Below are 14,332 nucleotides of genomic sequence, written 5' to 3'. Positions count from 1 at the left end.
GCGCCGGCCCGATCGACTGTACGAATGCGTATGGAACCTGCACGCCGCAGTGCACCATACGGGAGCGAACCGTGATGCCTATCGCGCCAGGCCGGGCTGGCCAAGCGCCGAGCCCGGGCTAATTGTTGCGCTGCACCCAGGCGCGGATATGCGCGGCGATCTCGGCCACGCCGTCGCTGAGCGCGGCCGGACCGGGCTGCAGGATCAGCGGCGATTTGATCTCGTGCAGCTCGCCGTCGCGCACCGCCGGGATCGCGTCCCAACCTGGCCGCGCGGCCACGCGTTCGGGACGGAATTTCTTGCCGCACCAGGAGCCGAACACGATGTCCGGCGCCAGCGGGATCACCTCGGCCGCGTCGGCCAGGATGCGGTGCTTGGCCAGCGACTGCGCCGCGTGCTGCGGGAACACGTCGTCGCCGCCGGCGATCCGCACCAACTCGGCGACCCAGCGGATGCCGGTGATCAGCGGCTCGTCCCACTCCTCGAAATAGACCTTGGGCCGGCGCGGATAGGTCTGCGCCTCGCGCTCGATCGCGTCCAGCCCGCGCCGCAGTTCGTCGGCGTAGGCCACGGCCCGGTCGGCCGCGCCGACCAGGGCGCCCAGGCGCGCGATGTAGTCGAGGATGCCCTCGACGCTGCGGTGGTTGCTGATCCAGACCTCCACGCCCTGCTTGATCAGCGCGGCGGCGATCTCGGACTGGATGTCGGAGAAGCCGATCACGAAATCGGGCTGGAGCTTGAGGATCTCGTCGATCTTGGCGCTGGTGAAGGCGCTGACCTTGGGCTTTTCCTTGCGCGCGATCGGCGGGCGCACGGTGAAGCCGCTGATGCCGACGATGCGGTGCTGTTCGCCGAGCGCGTACAGGGTCTCGGTCGGTTCTTCGGTGAGGCAGACGATGCGTTGGGGGCCCATGTCGCGATTGTCGCATTACCGGGGGGCGCCGACGCGGCCGGCGGCGATTGCCAGGCGCGCCGCGCGATGCGATCTTCGCCGCATGCAACCCGCCATCGTCTACGCCCGCGAGGCCACCGTCGCCGTCGCCGACTTCCGCCACGTCCTGGTCGATTCCGGCCTGGGCGCGATCCGTCCTGTCGACGACGCGCAGCGCCTGCAGCGGATGCTGGACGCGGCCGATCTGATCGTGAGCGCGCGCCGGCCCGACGGCGAACTGGTCGGCATCGCGCGCTGCGTCACCGATTTCGCCTGGTGCTGCTATCTGTCGGAGCTGGCGGTGTCGAAAGCGGCGCAGGGACTGGGTATAGGCCAGGGTTTGCTGGACGAGACGCGGCGCCAGCTCGGGCCGACGGTAAGTCTGATCCTGGCCTCGGTGCCGGACGCGGTCGGCTTCTACGAACGCGCGGGCATGGCGCCGATGCAGCACACCTTCTGGTACAAGCGCGAGTATTGAGGCGGTTGCGCGGCGGTTTCGGCGCCGGCGTCGTTGCCCGAGCGGCGCGACGATGCGGTTCGCTTTGCTCACCGCATCCTACGCAAGGCAGCTGGGGCCGTAGGGTGCGGTGTTAACCGCACCATCGCGTTACCCGAGGCGCTTGCGGAAATACACCACGCGCTCGGTTTCCTCGAAGCCGCAGGCCGCGTGCGCATGGTGGGCGTCGTGGTTGTCCAACAGCGAATCGGAAGCCAGCTCCTCGCAACCGCGTTCGCGCGTCCAGCGCTCGACCGCGCCGATCAGGGCGCGTCCGACGCCGCGGCCGCGCTGTTCCGGCGCCACGTACCAGCCTTCGAGAAACCCGACCGGCGAGCTGTCGGTGCCGTTGACGTAGTCCGTGCGCAGGCTGGCCTCGGCGAAGCCGCAGGCGCGGCCGTGCGCGTCGAATGCGAGCACGCACAGATCGCGCTCCGGACGCGCCAGCGCCTCGCGCATCTCGCCCTCGTGATCGTTGGGCTCCTCCCCCTCCTCGTCCGGCCACAGCGCGCCGCGCAGCCGCGCCCAGTCGGCCAGGTCGGCCGCGGTCGCCGGCCGCACCCGCCCGGCATCGCTCACGGATAAAGCATCCGCTTCGACCAGTCGCCGGCGCGGTCGCATTCGTACAGCCAGCGCTCGTGCAGGCGGAAGTCGGCGCCGTACCAGAACTCGATCTTCTCCGGCCGCACGCGCAAGCCGGTCCAACGCGGCGGACGCGGCACCTCGCGGCCGTCGAAGCGTTGCTCGATCTGGGCCAGGCGCTGTTCGAAGGTCTCGCGCGATGCCAGGGTTTCCGATTGCAGCGAAGCCCAGGCGCCGAGCTGGCTCACACGCGGACGCGAGGCGAAGTAGGCGTCCGCCTCGGCGTCGGAGACGATCTCGACCGCGCCTTCCACCCGCACCTGCACGCCGTTGCGCACGCGCGGCCAATGGAACAACAGCGCCGCATGCGGATTGGCCTGCAGCTCGCGGCCCTTGCGCCCGTCCAGATGGGTGTAGAACACGAAACCGCGCGCGTCGTGCGCTTTCAGCAGCACGGTGCGCGCCGACGGACGCGCGTCCAGGCCGGCGGTGGCGATGGTCATCGCGGTGGGATCGGGCTCGCCGGCGACGCGCGCCTCCTCGAACAGACCGGAAAATCCTGCGATGGCTTCGGCTAACAAGGGATGTGGGTTCATTGGGTTATTGTCGCGCGATGCCGCCCGCTACGCATCCCTCCGCCGCCAGCGCCTACGCTGCGGACTTCGTCGAACGCGTGCTGACCGACGCCCTGCGCCACGACGCCCGCGTCTACGCGATCGCCGGCCTGCAAGGCAGCGGCAAGTCGACCCTGGCCGCGCAGGTCGCGGCGCTCGCCGGCGAACGCGGACTGCGGGTGGCGGTGCTGTCGATCGACGACTGCTACCTGGGCCGGCGCGAACGCGCGCAACTGGGCCGCCGGGTGCATCCGCTGCTGGCCACGCGCGGCCCGCCGGGCACTCACGAGGTCGAACTGGCCTGTGCCACCCTGGACTCCTTGCGCGCCGGCGGCGCCGCGCGCCTGCCGCGCTTCGACAAGCTCGGCGACCGCCGCCTGCCGCCCTCGCGCTGGCCGCGCCTGCGCGCGGTCGATCTGACCCTGTTCGAAGGCTGGTTCCTCAAGACCCCGGCGCAGACGGGGGCGGAGCTGATCGAGCCGATCAACGCCCTGGAGCGCGACGAGGACCGCGACGGCGTCTGGCGCGGCTACTGCAACCAGGCCTTGGCGCAGGACTACCCGGCGCTGTGGGCGCGCCTGGACCGGCTGCTGTTCCTGCAGCCGCCGGGCTTCGAACACGTACCGGAGTGGCGCTGGCAACAGGAGCGTGCGCTGCAGGCCGCCAGCCCCGGGCGCGCGGGCATGGACCGCGCCCGGATCGAACGCTTCGTGCGCCTGTTCGAACGGGTGAGCCGGCAGGCGCTGGCGCGGCTGCCGGAGATCGCCGACTGGACGGTGCCGGTGGACGCGCGCCGGCGCGTGCTCGCCTAGAGCCGCGCGCTGGCGCGCGACGGCGCCGTCACTCGACGATGAAGCTCACCCGCAGGTTGACCCGCCACTCGGTCACCGTGCCGTCGTCCTCGGTCACGACCTTGATCTCGTTGACCCACGCCCCCTTGATGTTCTTCACCGATTCGCCGCACTTCTTCAGTCCCGATTTGACCGCGTCCTCCATGCTGGTCTTGGAAGAGGCGTTGAGTTCGATGATCTTGGCGATCGCCATGGGCGTGCTCCTGTCTGGCCGGCGCGCGGGTTTGCGACCGGAACCGCGAGCCTAGGCCGGCCGGCGTTAAGGCCACGCAACAGCCGCCGCCAGCGCGGGGCCGCGGCTGGCTACAATCGCGGCATGAATCCCGCGAGCAATCTGATCCTGGTGGGCCCGATGGGGGCCGGCAAGAGCTGCATCGGCCGCCGCCTGGCCGAGCGCTACGGCCTGCGCCTGGCCGACGCCGACCGCGAGATCGAACAGCGCACCGGCGCCACCGTCGCCACCATCTTCGAATGCGAGGGCGAGGCCGGCTTCCGCGCGCGCGAGCGCGCGACCCTGGCCGAGCTGCTGGCCGAGGACGGCCTGCTGTTGGCCACCGGCGGCGGCGCGGTGCTGGACCCGGACAACCGCGCCCTGCTGCGCGAGCGCGGCTATGTGGTGCACCTGCAGGTCAGCGTGGAGGCGCAACTGGAGCGCCTGGCGCGCGACCGCACCCGCCCGCTGCTGGCGCGCGACGACCGCGAGGACGTGCTGCGCACGCTGTCGACGCAGCGCGCGCCGCTGTACGCCGAAGTGGCCGATCTGCGCTTCGACACCGAACGCATGACCGCGGCCGACGCCGCGGCCAAGCTCGCCGACGAACTCGACCTTTGCTGGCGCCGTCCCGCGCACGCGCACGGAGCCTCCGCATGACTACCCCCGCCTCCCAGCCCTTGCACAGAGTGAAGGTGTCGGGCGACGCCGCCTATGCGATCGACATCGGCCCCGGCCTGCTCGCCGACGCCGAGCACGTCGCCGTGCACCTGCGCGGCCGCCACGCCCTGATCGTCAGCGACGGCCACGTCGCGCCGCTGTACGCCGATGCGCTGGAACGCGCGCTGCGGGCGGCCCGCCCCACCCTGTCGCTGGCGCGCTACGTGCTGCCGCCGGGCGAACACGAGAAAACCCTGGCGCGCTTCGGCGAATGCCTGGACGCGCTGGCCCGGCTCGGCGCGACCCGCGACGCCACCGTGCTGGCCCTGGGCGGCGGCGTGGTCGGCGACCTCGCCGGTTTCGCCGCCGCCTGCTGGATGCGCGGCGTCGATGTGGTGCAGCTGCCGACCACCCTGCTGGCGATGGTCGACTCCTCGGTCGGCGGCAAGACCGCGGTCGATCTGCCCAGCGGCAAGAACCTGGTCGGCGCCTTCCATCCGCCGCGCGCGGTGATCGCCGACACCGCCACCCTGCGCAGCCTGCCCGCGCGCGAACTGCGCGCCGGTCTGGCCGAAGTGGTGAAGTACGGCGCGATCTTCGACGAGAGCTTCCTGGCCTGGCTGGAGGCGCATGCCACGGCCTTGCTCAGCGGCGACGACGCGACCTTGGCGCAGGCGATCGCGCGCAGCTGCGCCTACAAGGCCGACGTGGTCGCGCGCGACCCCTACGAGCGCGGCGATCGTGCCCTGCTCAATTTCGGCCATACCTTCGGCCACGCCATCGAAACCGAACAGGGCTACGCCGGCGCCACCGGCGATGGCCTCAATCACGGCGAAGCGGTCGCGGTCGGCATGGTGCTGGCGGCGCGACTGTCGGCGGAGCTGGGCATGGCCGACGCCGCCGACACCCAACGCTTGCGCAGCCTGCTGGAAGCGCTGGGCCTGCCGACCACGATCCCGGCAGGCCTGTCGCCCGACGCCCTGCTCGCGCGCATGCGCCTGGACAAGAAAGCCGACGCCAGCGGCCTGCGCTTCATTCTGTGGGATCGCGCCGGCCTGGCCCGGATCGTGTCGGGGGTGGCCGACGAAGCGGTGTTGAACGTCCTCGCCAGCGGCTAATCGAGCCCGTTACCGGCGGGCCTTGCCTCGCCGACCCCGGAGCCGCACAGTGCGCCACCGGCCCGCTGCCGCAACGAGCGGTTCCATCCGTTGCAGGCGCACAGGGGCACCGCATGAGTTCGCAGTTCGACTTTCTCGACAAACACTATTGCGCGACCGAGTCGGTGCAGGTCGCGGCGCAAGCCGTGTTCGAACGCTACGGCCCGTATCCGCGCGCGCGCACCGCGGTGGCGGTCTACGCCATCGACTGGCAGGCCTGGACCGACACCATCGCCGACGTGGTGCGCGCCTATGCGCAACGCGGCGCGGCATCGCGCGCGGGCACGGCCACGCTGGACGCCAGCGGCAAGGAGTGGCGCATCGTCCTCACCGGCATGCGCTACGTCAGCGCCGGGCGCTACTCGCAGGGCGGCGGCGCGACCTACCGGGTCAACGAGTACCGCGACGGCACGGTCCAGCTGAAGGCGAGCGCGGTCGGCAATCCGCCGCAACTGGGCGAGGTCACTCACTTCGAACATCTGTCCGGAACCTTGGTCGGACCGGTTGAGTTGTCGCAGCAGTAAACGGCGTTGCCGCGCAGCCCGCTAGGGAGTCGGACCTAGCTTCGTCCGCCTGCGCCGCCCCTCGCCCGATAGCGAGCGAAGGGCCGGCGAGTCGCGCTTACGCCGCCGCCTTCACCCGCGCCAGGGCGCGCTGGTTGGAGGCGTACGGATTGTCCAGATAAGGCACCGCGTCGGCCTGGATCGCCTCGATCCACTGCTGCGTGCTCAGCACCGCGGCGAAGCGGCTTTGGAAGACAACGGAAAACACCCGATGGATCTCCTCGGCGCTGGCCTGGCCGGCGCTGTTCTCATACGACAGCGAACCGCTGGCGTCGCTGAGGAACTCCACGTTCAGCTGCAGGTGCGCGGCTTCGAAGATGGTCGAGGCGTCGCAGTTGTGGGTCATGTAGCCGACCACGCTGAGGGTGTCGACGCCGTTGGCCGCGATCCAGTCCTTGAGATCGGTGCCGGTGAACACGCTGGGGAAATTCTTTTCGATGTAGTGGTCGCGCGGACGGCCGCCGACGACCTCGTTGAGCTCCCAGCCCGGCGTGCCTTTGACGAACACCGGCGCCTCCGGCGGCGCGGTGTTCTGTACCACCACCACCGGCACGCCGGCGGCGCGCGCGGCGTCCATGGCGCGGCCGATGTTGGGCAGGGTCTGGCTCACCGGCGGGTGCTCGATGAGCAGGCCGCCGCTGAAGTACTCGTTCTGGACGTCGACGACGATCAGGGCGCGCTTGCGGGTCATGGCGGAATTCCTAATGAGTGGGGAAGGGATCGGACGAGGCACATGCTCCGCTTGAGGCGGAATCGCCGACAGTGGCCCGATTGCCAATATTCGATAGAATCGGGCCATGAACGCTGAAACCATCGCCGTGGTCGCCTTCGACCGCATCAGCCCCTTCCATCTGTCGGTGCCCTGCATCGTGTTCGAGGACCGCGGCTTCGACGGCCAGCCGCGCTTCGACCTGCGCGTGTGCGCGGCCGAACCCGGCCCGCTGCGCACCCAGGCCGGTTTCAGCATCGCGGTCGAACATGGGCTGGAAGGCCTGGACGAGGCCGGCGTGGTGATCGTGCCGTCCTGGCGCGATGCCGACGAACGCCCGCCCGAGGCCCTGCTGCAGGCCCTGCGCCGGGCCCATGCGCGCGACGCGCAGATCGTCGGCCTGTGCCTGGGCGCCTACGTGCTGGCCGAGGCCGGCCTGCTCGACGGCCGCCGCGCCACCACCCATTGGCATTGGAGCGAGCACTTCGCCCAGCGCTATCCGCAGGTGCGCCTGCAATGGGACGTGCTCTACGTCGACGACGCCGAACTGACCACCTCGGCCGGCACCGCGGCGGCGCTGGACTGCTGCCTGCACCTGCTGCGCCGGCGCTGCGGCGCCGACCTCGCCAGCCGGGTCGCGCGGCGGCTGGTGGTGGCCCCGCACCGCCAGGGCGGCCAGGCCCAGTACATCGAGCGGCCGGTGCCGGCCTCGGCCCAGGACGAGCGCCTGTCCGGGGTGCTGAGCTGGGCCCTGGCCCATCTGGAGCAGCCGCACAGCCTGGACGCGCTGGCCGAACGCGCGTTGATGAGCCGGCGCAGCTTCACCCGCCGCTTCCGTCAGAGCACCGGCACCACGGTCGCGCAGTGGCTGGCGAACCAGCGCCTGGCGCGCGCGCAGCGGCTGCTGGAAAGCACCGATCGGCCGATCGAGGCGATCGCCGCCGACACCGGATTCGGCTCGGCGGTGTCGCTGCGCCAGCACTTCGCGGCCGCGCTCAAGACCTCGCCCTCGGCCTATCGGCGCGAGTTCCGCGGCGGCTGACCCCGTTGCGGCGCCGCCTGCCGCTACAATCCAGGCGTGCGCCTACTCCTACAACAACGCCCCGACGGCCGCGAAGCCCCGCGCTTCGTGCAGCTGATGCTGCAGCCCGATCTGCTGGGCGGCTGGACCCTGGTGCGCGAAACCGGCCAGATCGGCGGCCGCAGCAGCGTGCGCCGCGAGCAGTTCATGGACCGCGACAGCGCCTTCGCCGCGCTGGAACATGCGCGCGATCAGCAGCTCAAGCGCGGCTTCCAGCTGATGTTCGCCCAGGGCGCGGAAGCGCCGACGGAGTGACGGCGCGCCGCGCGGGCGCCCGCGCGGAACACAGCAACGCAGCCACGCAGCGCTGCGCGGCTCGCTTCGGCCCCGCCGCACCGCGATAATGCGCGCCCAGCCGACGCCCCCGCGCACCAGGAATCCAGCATGAGCCTTACCGACGCCGCACCCGCCAACGACCGCTTCCTGCGCGCCCTGCGCCGCGAGCCGGTCGATCGCACGCCGGTGTGGCTGATGCGCCAGGCCGGCCGCTACCTGCCCGAGTACCGCGCCACCCGCGCCCAGGCCGGCAGCTTCCTCAACCTGGCCAAGAACCCGGAGCTGGCCTGCGAGGTCACCCTGCAGCCGCTGCGCCGGTTCCCGCTGGACGCCGCGATCCTGTTCTCCGACATCCTCACCGTGCCCGATGCGATGGGCCTGGGCCTGTACTTCGCCGACGGCGAGGGTCCGAAGTTCGAACGCCCGATCCGCAGCGCGGCCGACATCGACCGCCTGGCGGTGCCGGACATGGAAGGCGAGCTGCGCTATGTGATGGACGCGGTGCGCACGATCCGCCGCGAATTGAACGGTTCGGTGCCGCTGATCGGTTTCTCCGGCAGCCCCTGGACCATCGCCTGCTACATGGTCGAGGGCGGCGGCAGCGACAACTATTCCAAGGTCAAGGCGCTAGCGCTCAACGATCCGGCGGCGATGCACAAGCTGCTGGGCGTGGTCACCGACGCGGTGATCGCCTACCTGCAGGCCCAGCACGCCGCCGGCGCGCAGGCGCTGCAAGTGTTCGACACCTGGGGCGGCGTGCTGTCGCCGGCGATGTACCGCGAGTTCTCGCTGCGCTACCTGCAGCGCATCGCCGCCGAGCTGCCGCGCGGCGCGGGCGCGCAGCGCGCGCCGTTGATCCTGTTCGGCAAGGGCAACGATCCCTATCTGGAAGACCTGGCCGGCAGCGGCGCTGAAGCGGTGGGCGTGGACTGGACCATCGGCCTGGGCGACACCGCGCGCCGCATCGGCGGCCGCGTCGCGATCCAGGGCAACCTCGACCCGGTCACCCTGTACGCCACGCCCGCGGCGATCCGCGAGCAGGTCGGACGCGCGCTGGACGACTACCGCGACGGCAACGGCGGCTCGCGCGAAGGCCACGTGTTCAACCTCGGCCACGGCCTGTCGCCGGACATGAGCCCGGACCACGTGGCGGCGATGGTGAGCGCGGTGCACGAACTCAGTGTTAGGAGCCGGGATTAGGGATTAGGGATTAGGGACAAGCTTTAGGGATCGCTCTTGCGAATCCCGAATCCCGAATCCCCAATCCCGGCCTTCAACCCACGTCGATCTTATTGCTGCGCAGCAGCCGCGAAGGGTCCGCCGGCGCGTCGCTGGGCGCGCCGTACTCGAGGCGGATCTCGCGCATGTCCTTGGGCACCGCCTGCTCGATCTCCTCCGGCGGTTCACAGCCCGGCTGCAGGCGCTTGTGCAGGCCCATACCGATCATCATCAGCGCGCGCGCCTCGTCCGACTGCGGCTCGCGCGCAAGCACGCGGTCGCTCATCAGGTAAACGCTGTCCACGCCGTCCTTGGACAGCGTGGACACCGCGCCGCTGGGCGTGGGCGCGCCGGCTTCGAGTTTTTCGATCGGCAGCGGGTCCCAGCAGCGGCCGGTGCTGGCCACGGTCAGGCGCCCGGACAGATCGGACGCGAATTCCTCTAGCGAGGCGCGCGCCTGCGCGGGCGTGGCCGCCTTGGCCGGCACGCTGTAGCGGCCCTTGACCAGGTACATGCGATCCAGTTGCAGAGTCATCGCCGAACTCTTGCGCTCGCCCTGGCTGGTGTAGGCCAGGTCCAGCGAGCGCCCGCTGACCGCGCCGTCCTTGCGGCGCGCCGAGGCGAAGCTGCGCAGCTCGCCCATGTCCATGTCCTGGTAACCGCCGGGCTGACGGCCGACCTCGGCCAGGGCCTCGCGCTCCTCGCCGGCGACGCGCTCGAACTCGTCCGGCGACAGCACGCCGGCCGGATAGAAGTACACGTCGATCCAACGATCGCTGCGGTTGCTCAGCGCGTAGCGTACCGACACGCCGAATTCCTGGCGGTCGTAGCGGTGTTCGTCCACCGCCTGCCATTTGCCCACACGCAGCGGATACACCACCCGGGTCTCGCGCAGGTAACCGCCCAACAGCGGCACCGTCTGCGTCTGCGCCGTATCGGCGCTGGCGACGGCGTCGGCGCCGCGCGCGACGGCCGGTATCCACGCGAGCGCACCGAGCAAGGCCCAGCCCATCGCCCCCGCGCAGCCCACCCCGCGCACCGCTGTACCGATCATCTTCGCTCCCGATTCCGCCTGCCTGCAGCGCCGCTTCCGCGACCCTGCTTACGTCGCGATCATGCGCCGCTTCGGCGGCACCTGCCAGCCTGCCGCACGCCGCCGGGACAGCCGGCCTTCACGCGGTCGGCGGCAGCGCCTCGTCCAGCACCGCGGCCAGCATCGCGCCGGTCACCGGCTTGCGCAGGAAGCGATCGAAGCCGGCCGCGATCGCCTGCGGTTCGGCATCGGCATCGGCGCGCGCGGTGACCGCGATCAGCGGGCGCGCGTAGCCCTGGGCGCGCAGTTGGCGGGCCAGGTCCAGGCCGTTGAGACCGGGCAGATCGAGATCGAGCAAGGCCGCGTCGTAGTTCGCCGTCGCCACCTCGGTCAGCGCGCCCAGGCCGTTGCCGACATGGGTCACGCAATGCCCCTGCGCACGCAGCAGGCCGGCGATGACCAGGGCCACGGTCGTATCGTCCTCGACCAACAGCAGCGCCAGCGGCGCGCGCCGCGATGCGCCGACCCGGTCGGGCGCGCTGGCGCCGCTGGCGACGATCGCCGCCGGCAGCGGCAGTTCGAAGCAGAAGCGCGCGCCTTCGCCGGGCCGGCTGTCCACGGTAAGCAATCCGTTCATCGCCGCCGCCAGCTCCTGACAGATCGCCAGCCCCAGGCCGCTGCCGCCGTAGCGCGCGGCGGTGCGTGCGCCCTCGGCCTGCTCGAAGCGGCGGAACAAGCGCGACTGCTGCTCTTCGTTCAAGCCCGGGCCGGTGTCGGCGACTTCGAAGCGCACGCCCTGCGGCGCCATCGCCGATACCCGCAGCGAGACCTGGCCCTGTTCGGTGAACTTGATCGCATTGCCGAGCAGGTTGAGCAGGATCTGCCGGACCCGATGCGGGTCGCCGCGCAAACCGCGCGGCGCGTCGTGCGCGATGTCCAGCTCGAAGGCCAGGCCGCGCTTGCGCGCCAGCGGCGCCATCAGCGCGCTCGCGTCCTCGACCAGCGCGCGCACATCGAAGGCCTCGTCGGCCAGCTCCAGCTTGCCCGATTCGATCCGGGCCAGGTCCAGCGCGTCGTTGACCAGACGCAGCAGGTGCTTGCCGGCGCGCTGGATCGATTCGGTGTAACTGCGCTGCTGGGTATCCAGCGACGTGTCCAGCAGCAGTTCGCTCATGCCCAGCACGCCGGTCATCGGCGTACGCACTTCGTGGCCCAGCGTGGCGAGGAAGCGGGTCTTGGCCAGCGAGGCCTCCTTGGCGATCTCGCGCTCGTGCTCGGCGGCCTGCCAGTCGAGACGGCGCTTGAGCCGTCTGCGGTAACGATCGGCCGCCCACCACGCGCCCAGGATCGCGATGCCGACCAGCGCCGCCAGCGCCGGTGGCGTGCGCCACCACGGCGGCTGCACGGTCAGCGAGAACTGGCGCGACTGCGACCAGATGCCGTCGGCGTTGGCCGCCTGCACTTCCATGCGGTAAGTGCCGGGTTCCAGCTTGGAGAACACGCGCTCGCCGTTGCCGGACTGGATCACCCAATCCGGGTCGTAGCCGTGCAAACGGAAGCGGTAGCGATGCGATTGCAGATCGACGAAGGACAGCAGGCGCGCCGACACGCGCAGGTCGCGGTCCTGCGGGCCCAGCACCACCGGGCGCTCGGGATCGAGCTTGAACTCGTCCTCGTCGCGGCGGTAGCTCAGGGTTTCGATCACCAGGCGCGGCGACTTGGCCGCCTCCGGCGCGCGCCCCGCGTCGAACAGGACCACGCCGTCCATGGTCACCGCCGCGGCCACGCCGGAGGGCGTGAGCAGCGGATTGCGCTCGGTGAACTCCTGGCTGGGCAGGCCGTCGCGCATGCCGTAGATGCGCAGGCGCTGGCGGGTCTGGTTCCAGCAGATCAGGCCGCGGCGCGTGGTCAGCCAGACGTTGTCGCCCCAGGCCAGCACGCCGCCGGACTCGGTCGCCGGCAGGCCTTCGTCGCCGCTCACGCGCGCCAGCAGGCGCAGCTCGCGACCGTCCCAGGCGTATTGCTCCAAGGCTTCCAGACGATGCAGCCACAGCCGGTCCTTGCCGGCCATCGCGAAGCCGAACACGCGCCCGGCCGGCCCGCCCGGCAAGGCGTCGAAGCGGCGCGCGGCCGCGTTCCAGCGCGACAGGCCGGAGGGCCCGGCCATCCACAGCGCGCCGTCGGGGCCGACATCGATCTGCTCGATGTACAGGCTGTCGACGCCGCGGTCGTCCTCCGGCTTCACCGACAGCTGCACCCGCCCCTCGCTGTCGCGCATCTGCAGCGCCGGCGGCATGTAGGCGATCCAGACGTTGCCATCGGGCGTCTGCACCAGCTGGTCGGTGATGCCGTCGTCGCCCAGCGCCGCGTCGCGCGGCGAGCTCGCGCTCCAGTTGCGCACGCTGCCATCCGGCGCCACCCGCGAGAGGCCGTGGTTGTCGCCGAACCACAAGGCGCCGTCGCGCGCCTCCAGCATCGAATACAGCGCGGCGTCGGCCACCGCCGGCACCTTGCGCTGGGTCGAGCGGCCGTCGGCCAGGTTCAGGTGATCGACCACGCCGCGCTCGCCGACCATCCACACGTTGCCGTCGCGGCTGGTCGCAAGGTCGCGCATGTAGCCCACGCGCGTCGCGCCGGGGCGGCCGGTGCCGGGCTTGAGCACGGTGAACTGCCGCCAGTTCGGCGCCAGATAGGCGACGCCCTCCTCCTCGGTCGCGAACCACCAACCGCCTTCGTGGTCCTGCAGCAGATCGAGGGTGTTGATTTCCGAGATCGCGATGTCGCCAGCCGGCGGCATCAAGCGCCCGCCGAGCACGCGACGCAGACCGCGATGGGTCGCGACCCAGTAGCTGCCGGGACCGTCGCCGACCACGCCGTACACACCGATCTTGTCGGCGGGCTGAAACCACGGCATCTGCGCGATGCGGCCGTCGGGCGTGCGCCGGAACGCGCGCAGACCGGCGCCGATCCACAGCGTACCGTCGGCGGCCGGCGTCAAGGCGGTGACCCAGGCGCCGCTGATGCCCGCATGCGCGACCGTGCGGAAACGCGCGCCGTCCCAGTAGGCCAGGCCGGTGGTCGTGCCCACCCACAGCCGACCGCTGCTGTCGGTCTTCATGGTCCAGATGTATTCGCCGGGCAGACCGCTCTGCGCCGCGGGCGCGCCCTTGGCCGCGCCGGCCTTGTCGGGCATGTAGCGGGTGATGCGGCCTTCGGCGTCGAGGCGGTGCACGCCCGCGCCGTCGGTGCCGAACCAGATCGCGCCGTCGGGCGTGGACGTGATCGTGTAGATCTCGTCGCTGCCGATGTCGGGATGGGTGTCGCGGCTGTAGTGGACGAAGTTCTGACGCTCGCGGTCGAGCATGTGCAGGCCGCCGCCGCTGAGCCCGACCCAGACCCGGTTGCGCGCATCCACGTGCAAGGCCTGGACCATGTTGCTGGGCAGCGAGCCCGGATCGCCGGGCACGTGGCGCCAGACCCGGAAGCTGATGCCGTCGTAACGCGCCAGGCCATCGTGGGTGGCCAGCCAGATGTAGCCCTCGGCATCCTGGGCGAGCGCGGCCACGGTGCTGGAGGGCATGCCCTCGGCGACGCCGTAGTAGCGGAACTGCGGCGTCTCCGGCAGCGCCGCGCGCACCGGCAGCGCCAGCGCCGCGAGCAGCAGCCAGCACAGCCAACGCGCCCATCCCGGGCTTCCATGCACGACCGCTGGCCTGAGCATCCTCGGGTCCGATTCCTTGCTGTACGGCCGCTAGGCTCCCCGATCCGGGCCCGGCGAAGCAAGGCCCACGACCGCGCGCCCCACCCCCGCGTTCCGCGACCAAGCCGCAACGGACCGTTGCGGACACGCGTCTACGGGTTCATCGTGCGGTCCATAGAATCCCCGGACGATGCAGGTCGGACCTGCCTTAGGAGCGCCGCGTGCCGAATCCGTCCTACCGTCCGCTGTG

15 protein-coding genes are annotated in these 14,332 nt (G+C 71.1%); 8 read left to right on the top strand and 7 right to left on the bottom strand.

Features of this window, described 5'->3' with window-relative positions; genetic code table 11:
• Positions 1-118 precede the first annotated feature (118 nt).
• The gene (locus tag ASE43_RS20485) at positions 119-913 is read right to left on the bottom strand and encodes a cobalamin-binding protein (RefSeq protein WP_057161752.1); all 795 of its coding nucleotides are present in this window, start codon (positions 911-913) and stop codon (positions 119-121) included.
• 82 nt (positions 914-995) lie between these two features.
• Here ASE43_RS20485 and ASE43_RS20480 point away from each other — a divergent pair, with 82 nt between their 5' ends.
• Positions 996-1,409: a GNAT family N-acetyltransferase gene (locus ASE43_RS20480; RefSeq protein WP_057161751.1), complete on the top strand. Its 414-nt coding sequence runs from the start codon at positions 996-998 to the stop codon at positions 1,407-1,409.
• A 129-nt stretch (positions 1,410-1,538) separates the two neighbouring features.
• On the opposite strand, the gene aac(6') is transcribed toward ASE43_RS20480, so the two are convergent.
• Both aac(6') and pdxH read right to left on the bottom strand, forming a co-directional pair.
• Positions 1,539-2,048 (bottom strand): aminoglycoside 6'-N-acetyltransferase, encoded by a 510-nt coding sequence (gene aac(6'), locus ASE43_RS20475; RefSeq protein WP_157500156.1) that lies wholly within the window; start codon positions 2,046-2,048, stop codon positions 1,539-1,541.
• Positions 2,003-2,605: a pyridoxamine 5'-phosphate oxidase gene (gene pdxH / locus ASE43_RS20470; RefSeq protein ID WP_057161750.1), complete on the bottom strand. Its 603-nt coding sequence runs from the start codon at positions 2,603-2,605 to the stop codon at positions 2,003-2,005. The genes aac(6') and pdxH overlap by 46 nt, the downstream gene beginning before the upstream one ends.
• A 17-nt stretch (positions 2,606-2,622) precedes the next feature.
• On the opposite strand from pdxH, the gene ASE43_RS20465 reads away from it, so the two are divergent.
• Positions 2,623-3,435 carry a kinase gene (locus ASE43_RS20465; RefSeq protein WP_057161749.1) on the top strand — a complete coding sequence of 271 codons (813 nt, stop codon included), beginning with the start codon at positions 2,623-2,625 and terminating at the stop codon, positions 3,433-3,435.
• Positions 3,436-3,463: 28 nt separating this feature from the next.
• Here ASE43_RS20465 and ASE43_RS20460 read toward each other — a convergent pair whose 3' ends face one another.
• On the bottom strand, positions 3,464-3,667 hold the full coding sequence (locus tag ASE43_RS20460; RefSeq protein ID WP_056182730.1) for a dodecin family protein: 204 nt from the start codon (positions 3,665-3,667) through the stop codon (positions 3,464-3,466).
• A 123-nt stretch (positions 3,668-3,790) separates the two neighbouring features.
• Between ASE43_RS20460 and ASE43_RS20455 the strand changes: the two genes are divergently transcribed.
• The 3 genes from ASE43_RS20455 (at position 3,791) to ASE43_RS20445 (ending at position 6,026) form a co-directional block, all read left to right on the top strand.
• Positions 3,791-4,345 (top strand): shikimate kinase, encoded by a 555-nt coding sequence (locus ASE43_RS20455; protein ID WP_056182727.1) that lies wholly within the window; start codon positions 3,791-3,793, stop codon positions 4,343-4,345.
• Entirely contained in the window at positions 4,342-5,463 is a 1,122-nt protein-coding gene (gene aroB / locus ASE43_RS20450; RefSeq protein ID WP_057161748.1) for a 3-dehydroquinate synthase, read from the top strand. Before ASE43_RS20455 ends, aroB begins: the two co-directional genes overlap by 4 nt.
• Positions 5,464-5,576: 113 nt before the next feature.
• Positions 5,577-6,026 carry a hypothetical protein gene (locus tag ASE43_RS20445; protein WP_056182722.1) on the top strand — a complete coding sequence of 150 codons (450 nt, stop codon included), beginning with the start codon at positions 5,577-5,579 and terminating at the stop codon, positions 6,024-6,026.
• 97 nt (positions 6,027-6,123) lie between these two features.
• Here the strand turns inward: ASE43_RS20445 and ASE43_RS20440 are convergent, their stop codons facing one another.
• Complete coding sequence (locus ASE43_RS20440; RefSeq protein WP_057161747.1) at positions 6,124-6,756, bottom strand: cysteine hydrolase family protein; 633 nt, start codon at positions 6,754-6,756, stop codon at positions 6,124-6,126.
• A 106-nt stretch (positions 6,757-6,862) separates the two neighbouring features.
• On the opposite strand from ASE43_RS20440, the gene ASE43_RS20435 reads away from it, so the two are divergent.
• The 3 genes from ASE43_RS20435 to hemE all read left to right on the top strand — a co-directional run bounded on the left by ASE43_RS20435 (position 6,863) and on the right by hemE (position 9,331).
• On the top strand, positions 6,863-7,816 hold the full coding sequence (locus ASE43_RS20435; protein ID WP_057161746.1) for a helix-turn-helix domain-containing protein: 954 nt from the start codon (positions 6,863-6,865) through the stop codon (positions 7,814-7,816).
• A 36-nt stretch (positions 7,817-7,852) separates the two neighbouring features.
• Positions 7,853-8,110 (top strand): WGR domain-containing protein, encoded by a 258-nt coding sequence (locus ASE43_RS20430; protein WP_056182710.1) that lies wholly within the window; start codon positions 7,853-7,855, stop codon positions 8,108-8,110.
• Positions 8,111-8,239: 129 nt separating this feature from the next.
• Complete coding sequence (gene hemE, locus ASE43_RS20425) at positions 8,240-9,331, top strand: uroporphyrinogen decarboxylase (protein ID WP_057161745.1); 1,092 nt, start codon at positions 8,240-8,242, stop codon at positions 9,329-9,331.
• 73 nt (positions 9,332-9,404) lie between these two features.
• Here hemE and ASE43_RS20420 read toward each other — a convergent pair whose 3' ends face one another.
• Positions 9,405-10,403 (bottom strand): hypothetical protein, encoded by a 999-nt coding sequence (locus ASE43_RS20420; protein ID WP_157489420.1) that lies wholly within the window; start codon positions 10,401-10,403, stop codon positions 9,405-9,407.
• Positions 10,404-10,521: 118 nt separating this feature from the next.
• Entirely contained in the window at positions 10,522-14,085 is a 3,564-nt protein-coding gene (locus tag ASE43_RS20415) for an ATP-binding protein (RefSeq protein ID WP_057161743.1), read from the bottom strand.
• Positions 14,086-14,332: the final 247 nt, after the last annotated feature.

The organism is Lysobacter sp. Root983 (genome assembly GCF_001429345.1).
Taxonomy (GTDB): domain Bacteria; phylum Pseudomonadota; class Gammaproteobacteria; order Xanthomonadales; family Xanthomonadaceae; genus Lysobacter.
The sequence above is the reverse complement of the archived record's forward strand: the minus strand, read 5'-3'. Positions and strand labels throughout refer to the sequence as shown.

Coding starts and splice junctions, on each gene's coding strand:
- ASE43_RS20465 (WP_057161749.1), top strand. CDS start 2,623: ATGCCGCCCGCTACGCATCCCTCCGCCGCCAGCGCCTACGCTGCGGAC.
- ASE43_RS20485 (WP_057161752.1), bottom strand. CDS start 913: ATGGGCCCCCAACGCATCGTCTGCCTCACCGAAGAACCGACCGAGACC.
- ASE43_RS20460 (WP_056182730.1), bottom strand. CDS start 3,667: ATGGCGATCGCCAAGATCATCGAACTCAACGCCTCTTCCAAGACCAGC.
- ASE43_RS20455 (WP_056182727.1), top strand. CDS start 3,791: ATGAATCCCGCGAGCAATCTGATCCTGGTGGGCCCGATGGGGGCCGGC.
- ASE43_RS20435 (WP_057161746.1), top strand. CDS start 6,863: ATGAACGCTGAAACCATCGCCGTGGTCGCCTTCGACCGCATCAGCCCC.
- pdxH (WP_057161750.1), bottom strand. CDS start 2,605: ATGAACCCACATCCCTTGTTAGCCGAAGCCATCGCAGGATTTTCCGGT.
- hemE (WP_057161745.1), top strand. CDS start 8,240: ATGAGCCTTACCGACGCCGCACCCGCCAACGACCGCTTCCTGCGCGCC.
- ASE43_RS20480 (WP_057161751.1), top strand. CDS start 996: ATGCAACCCGCCATCGTCTACGCCCGCGAGGCCACCGTCGCCGTCGCC.
- ASE43_RS20440 (WP_057161747.1), bottom strand. CDS start 6,756: ATGACCCGCAAGCGCGCCCTGATCGTCGTCGACGTCCAGAACGAGTAC.
- ASE43_RS20420 (WP_157489420.1), bottom strand. CDS start 10,403: ATGATCGGTACAGCGGTGCGCGGGGTGGGCTGCGCGGGGGCGATGGGC.
- ASE43_RS20445 (WP_056182722.1), top strand. CDS start 5,577: ATGAGTTCGCAGTTCGACTTTCTCGACAAACACTATTGCGCGACCGAG.
- aroB (WP_057161748.1), top strand. CDS start 4,342: ATGACTACCCCCGCCTCCCAGCCCTTGCACAGAGTGAAGGTGTCGGGC.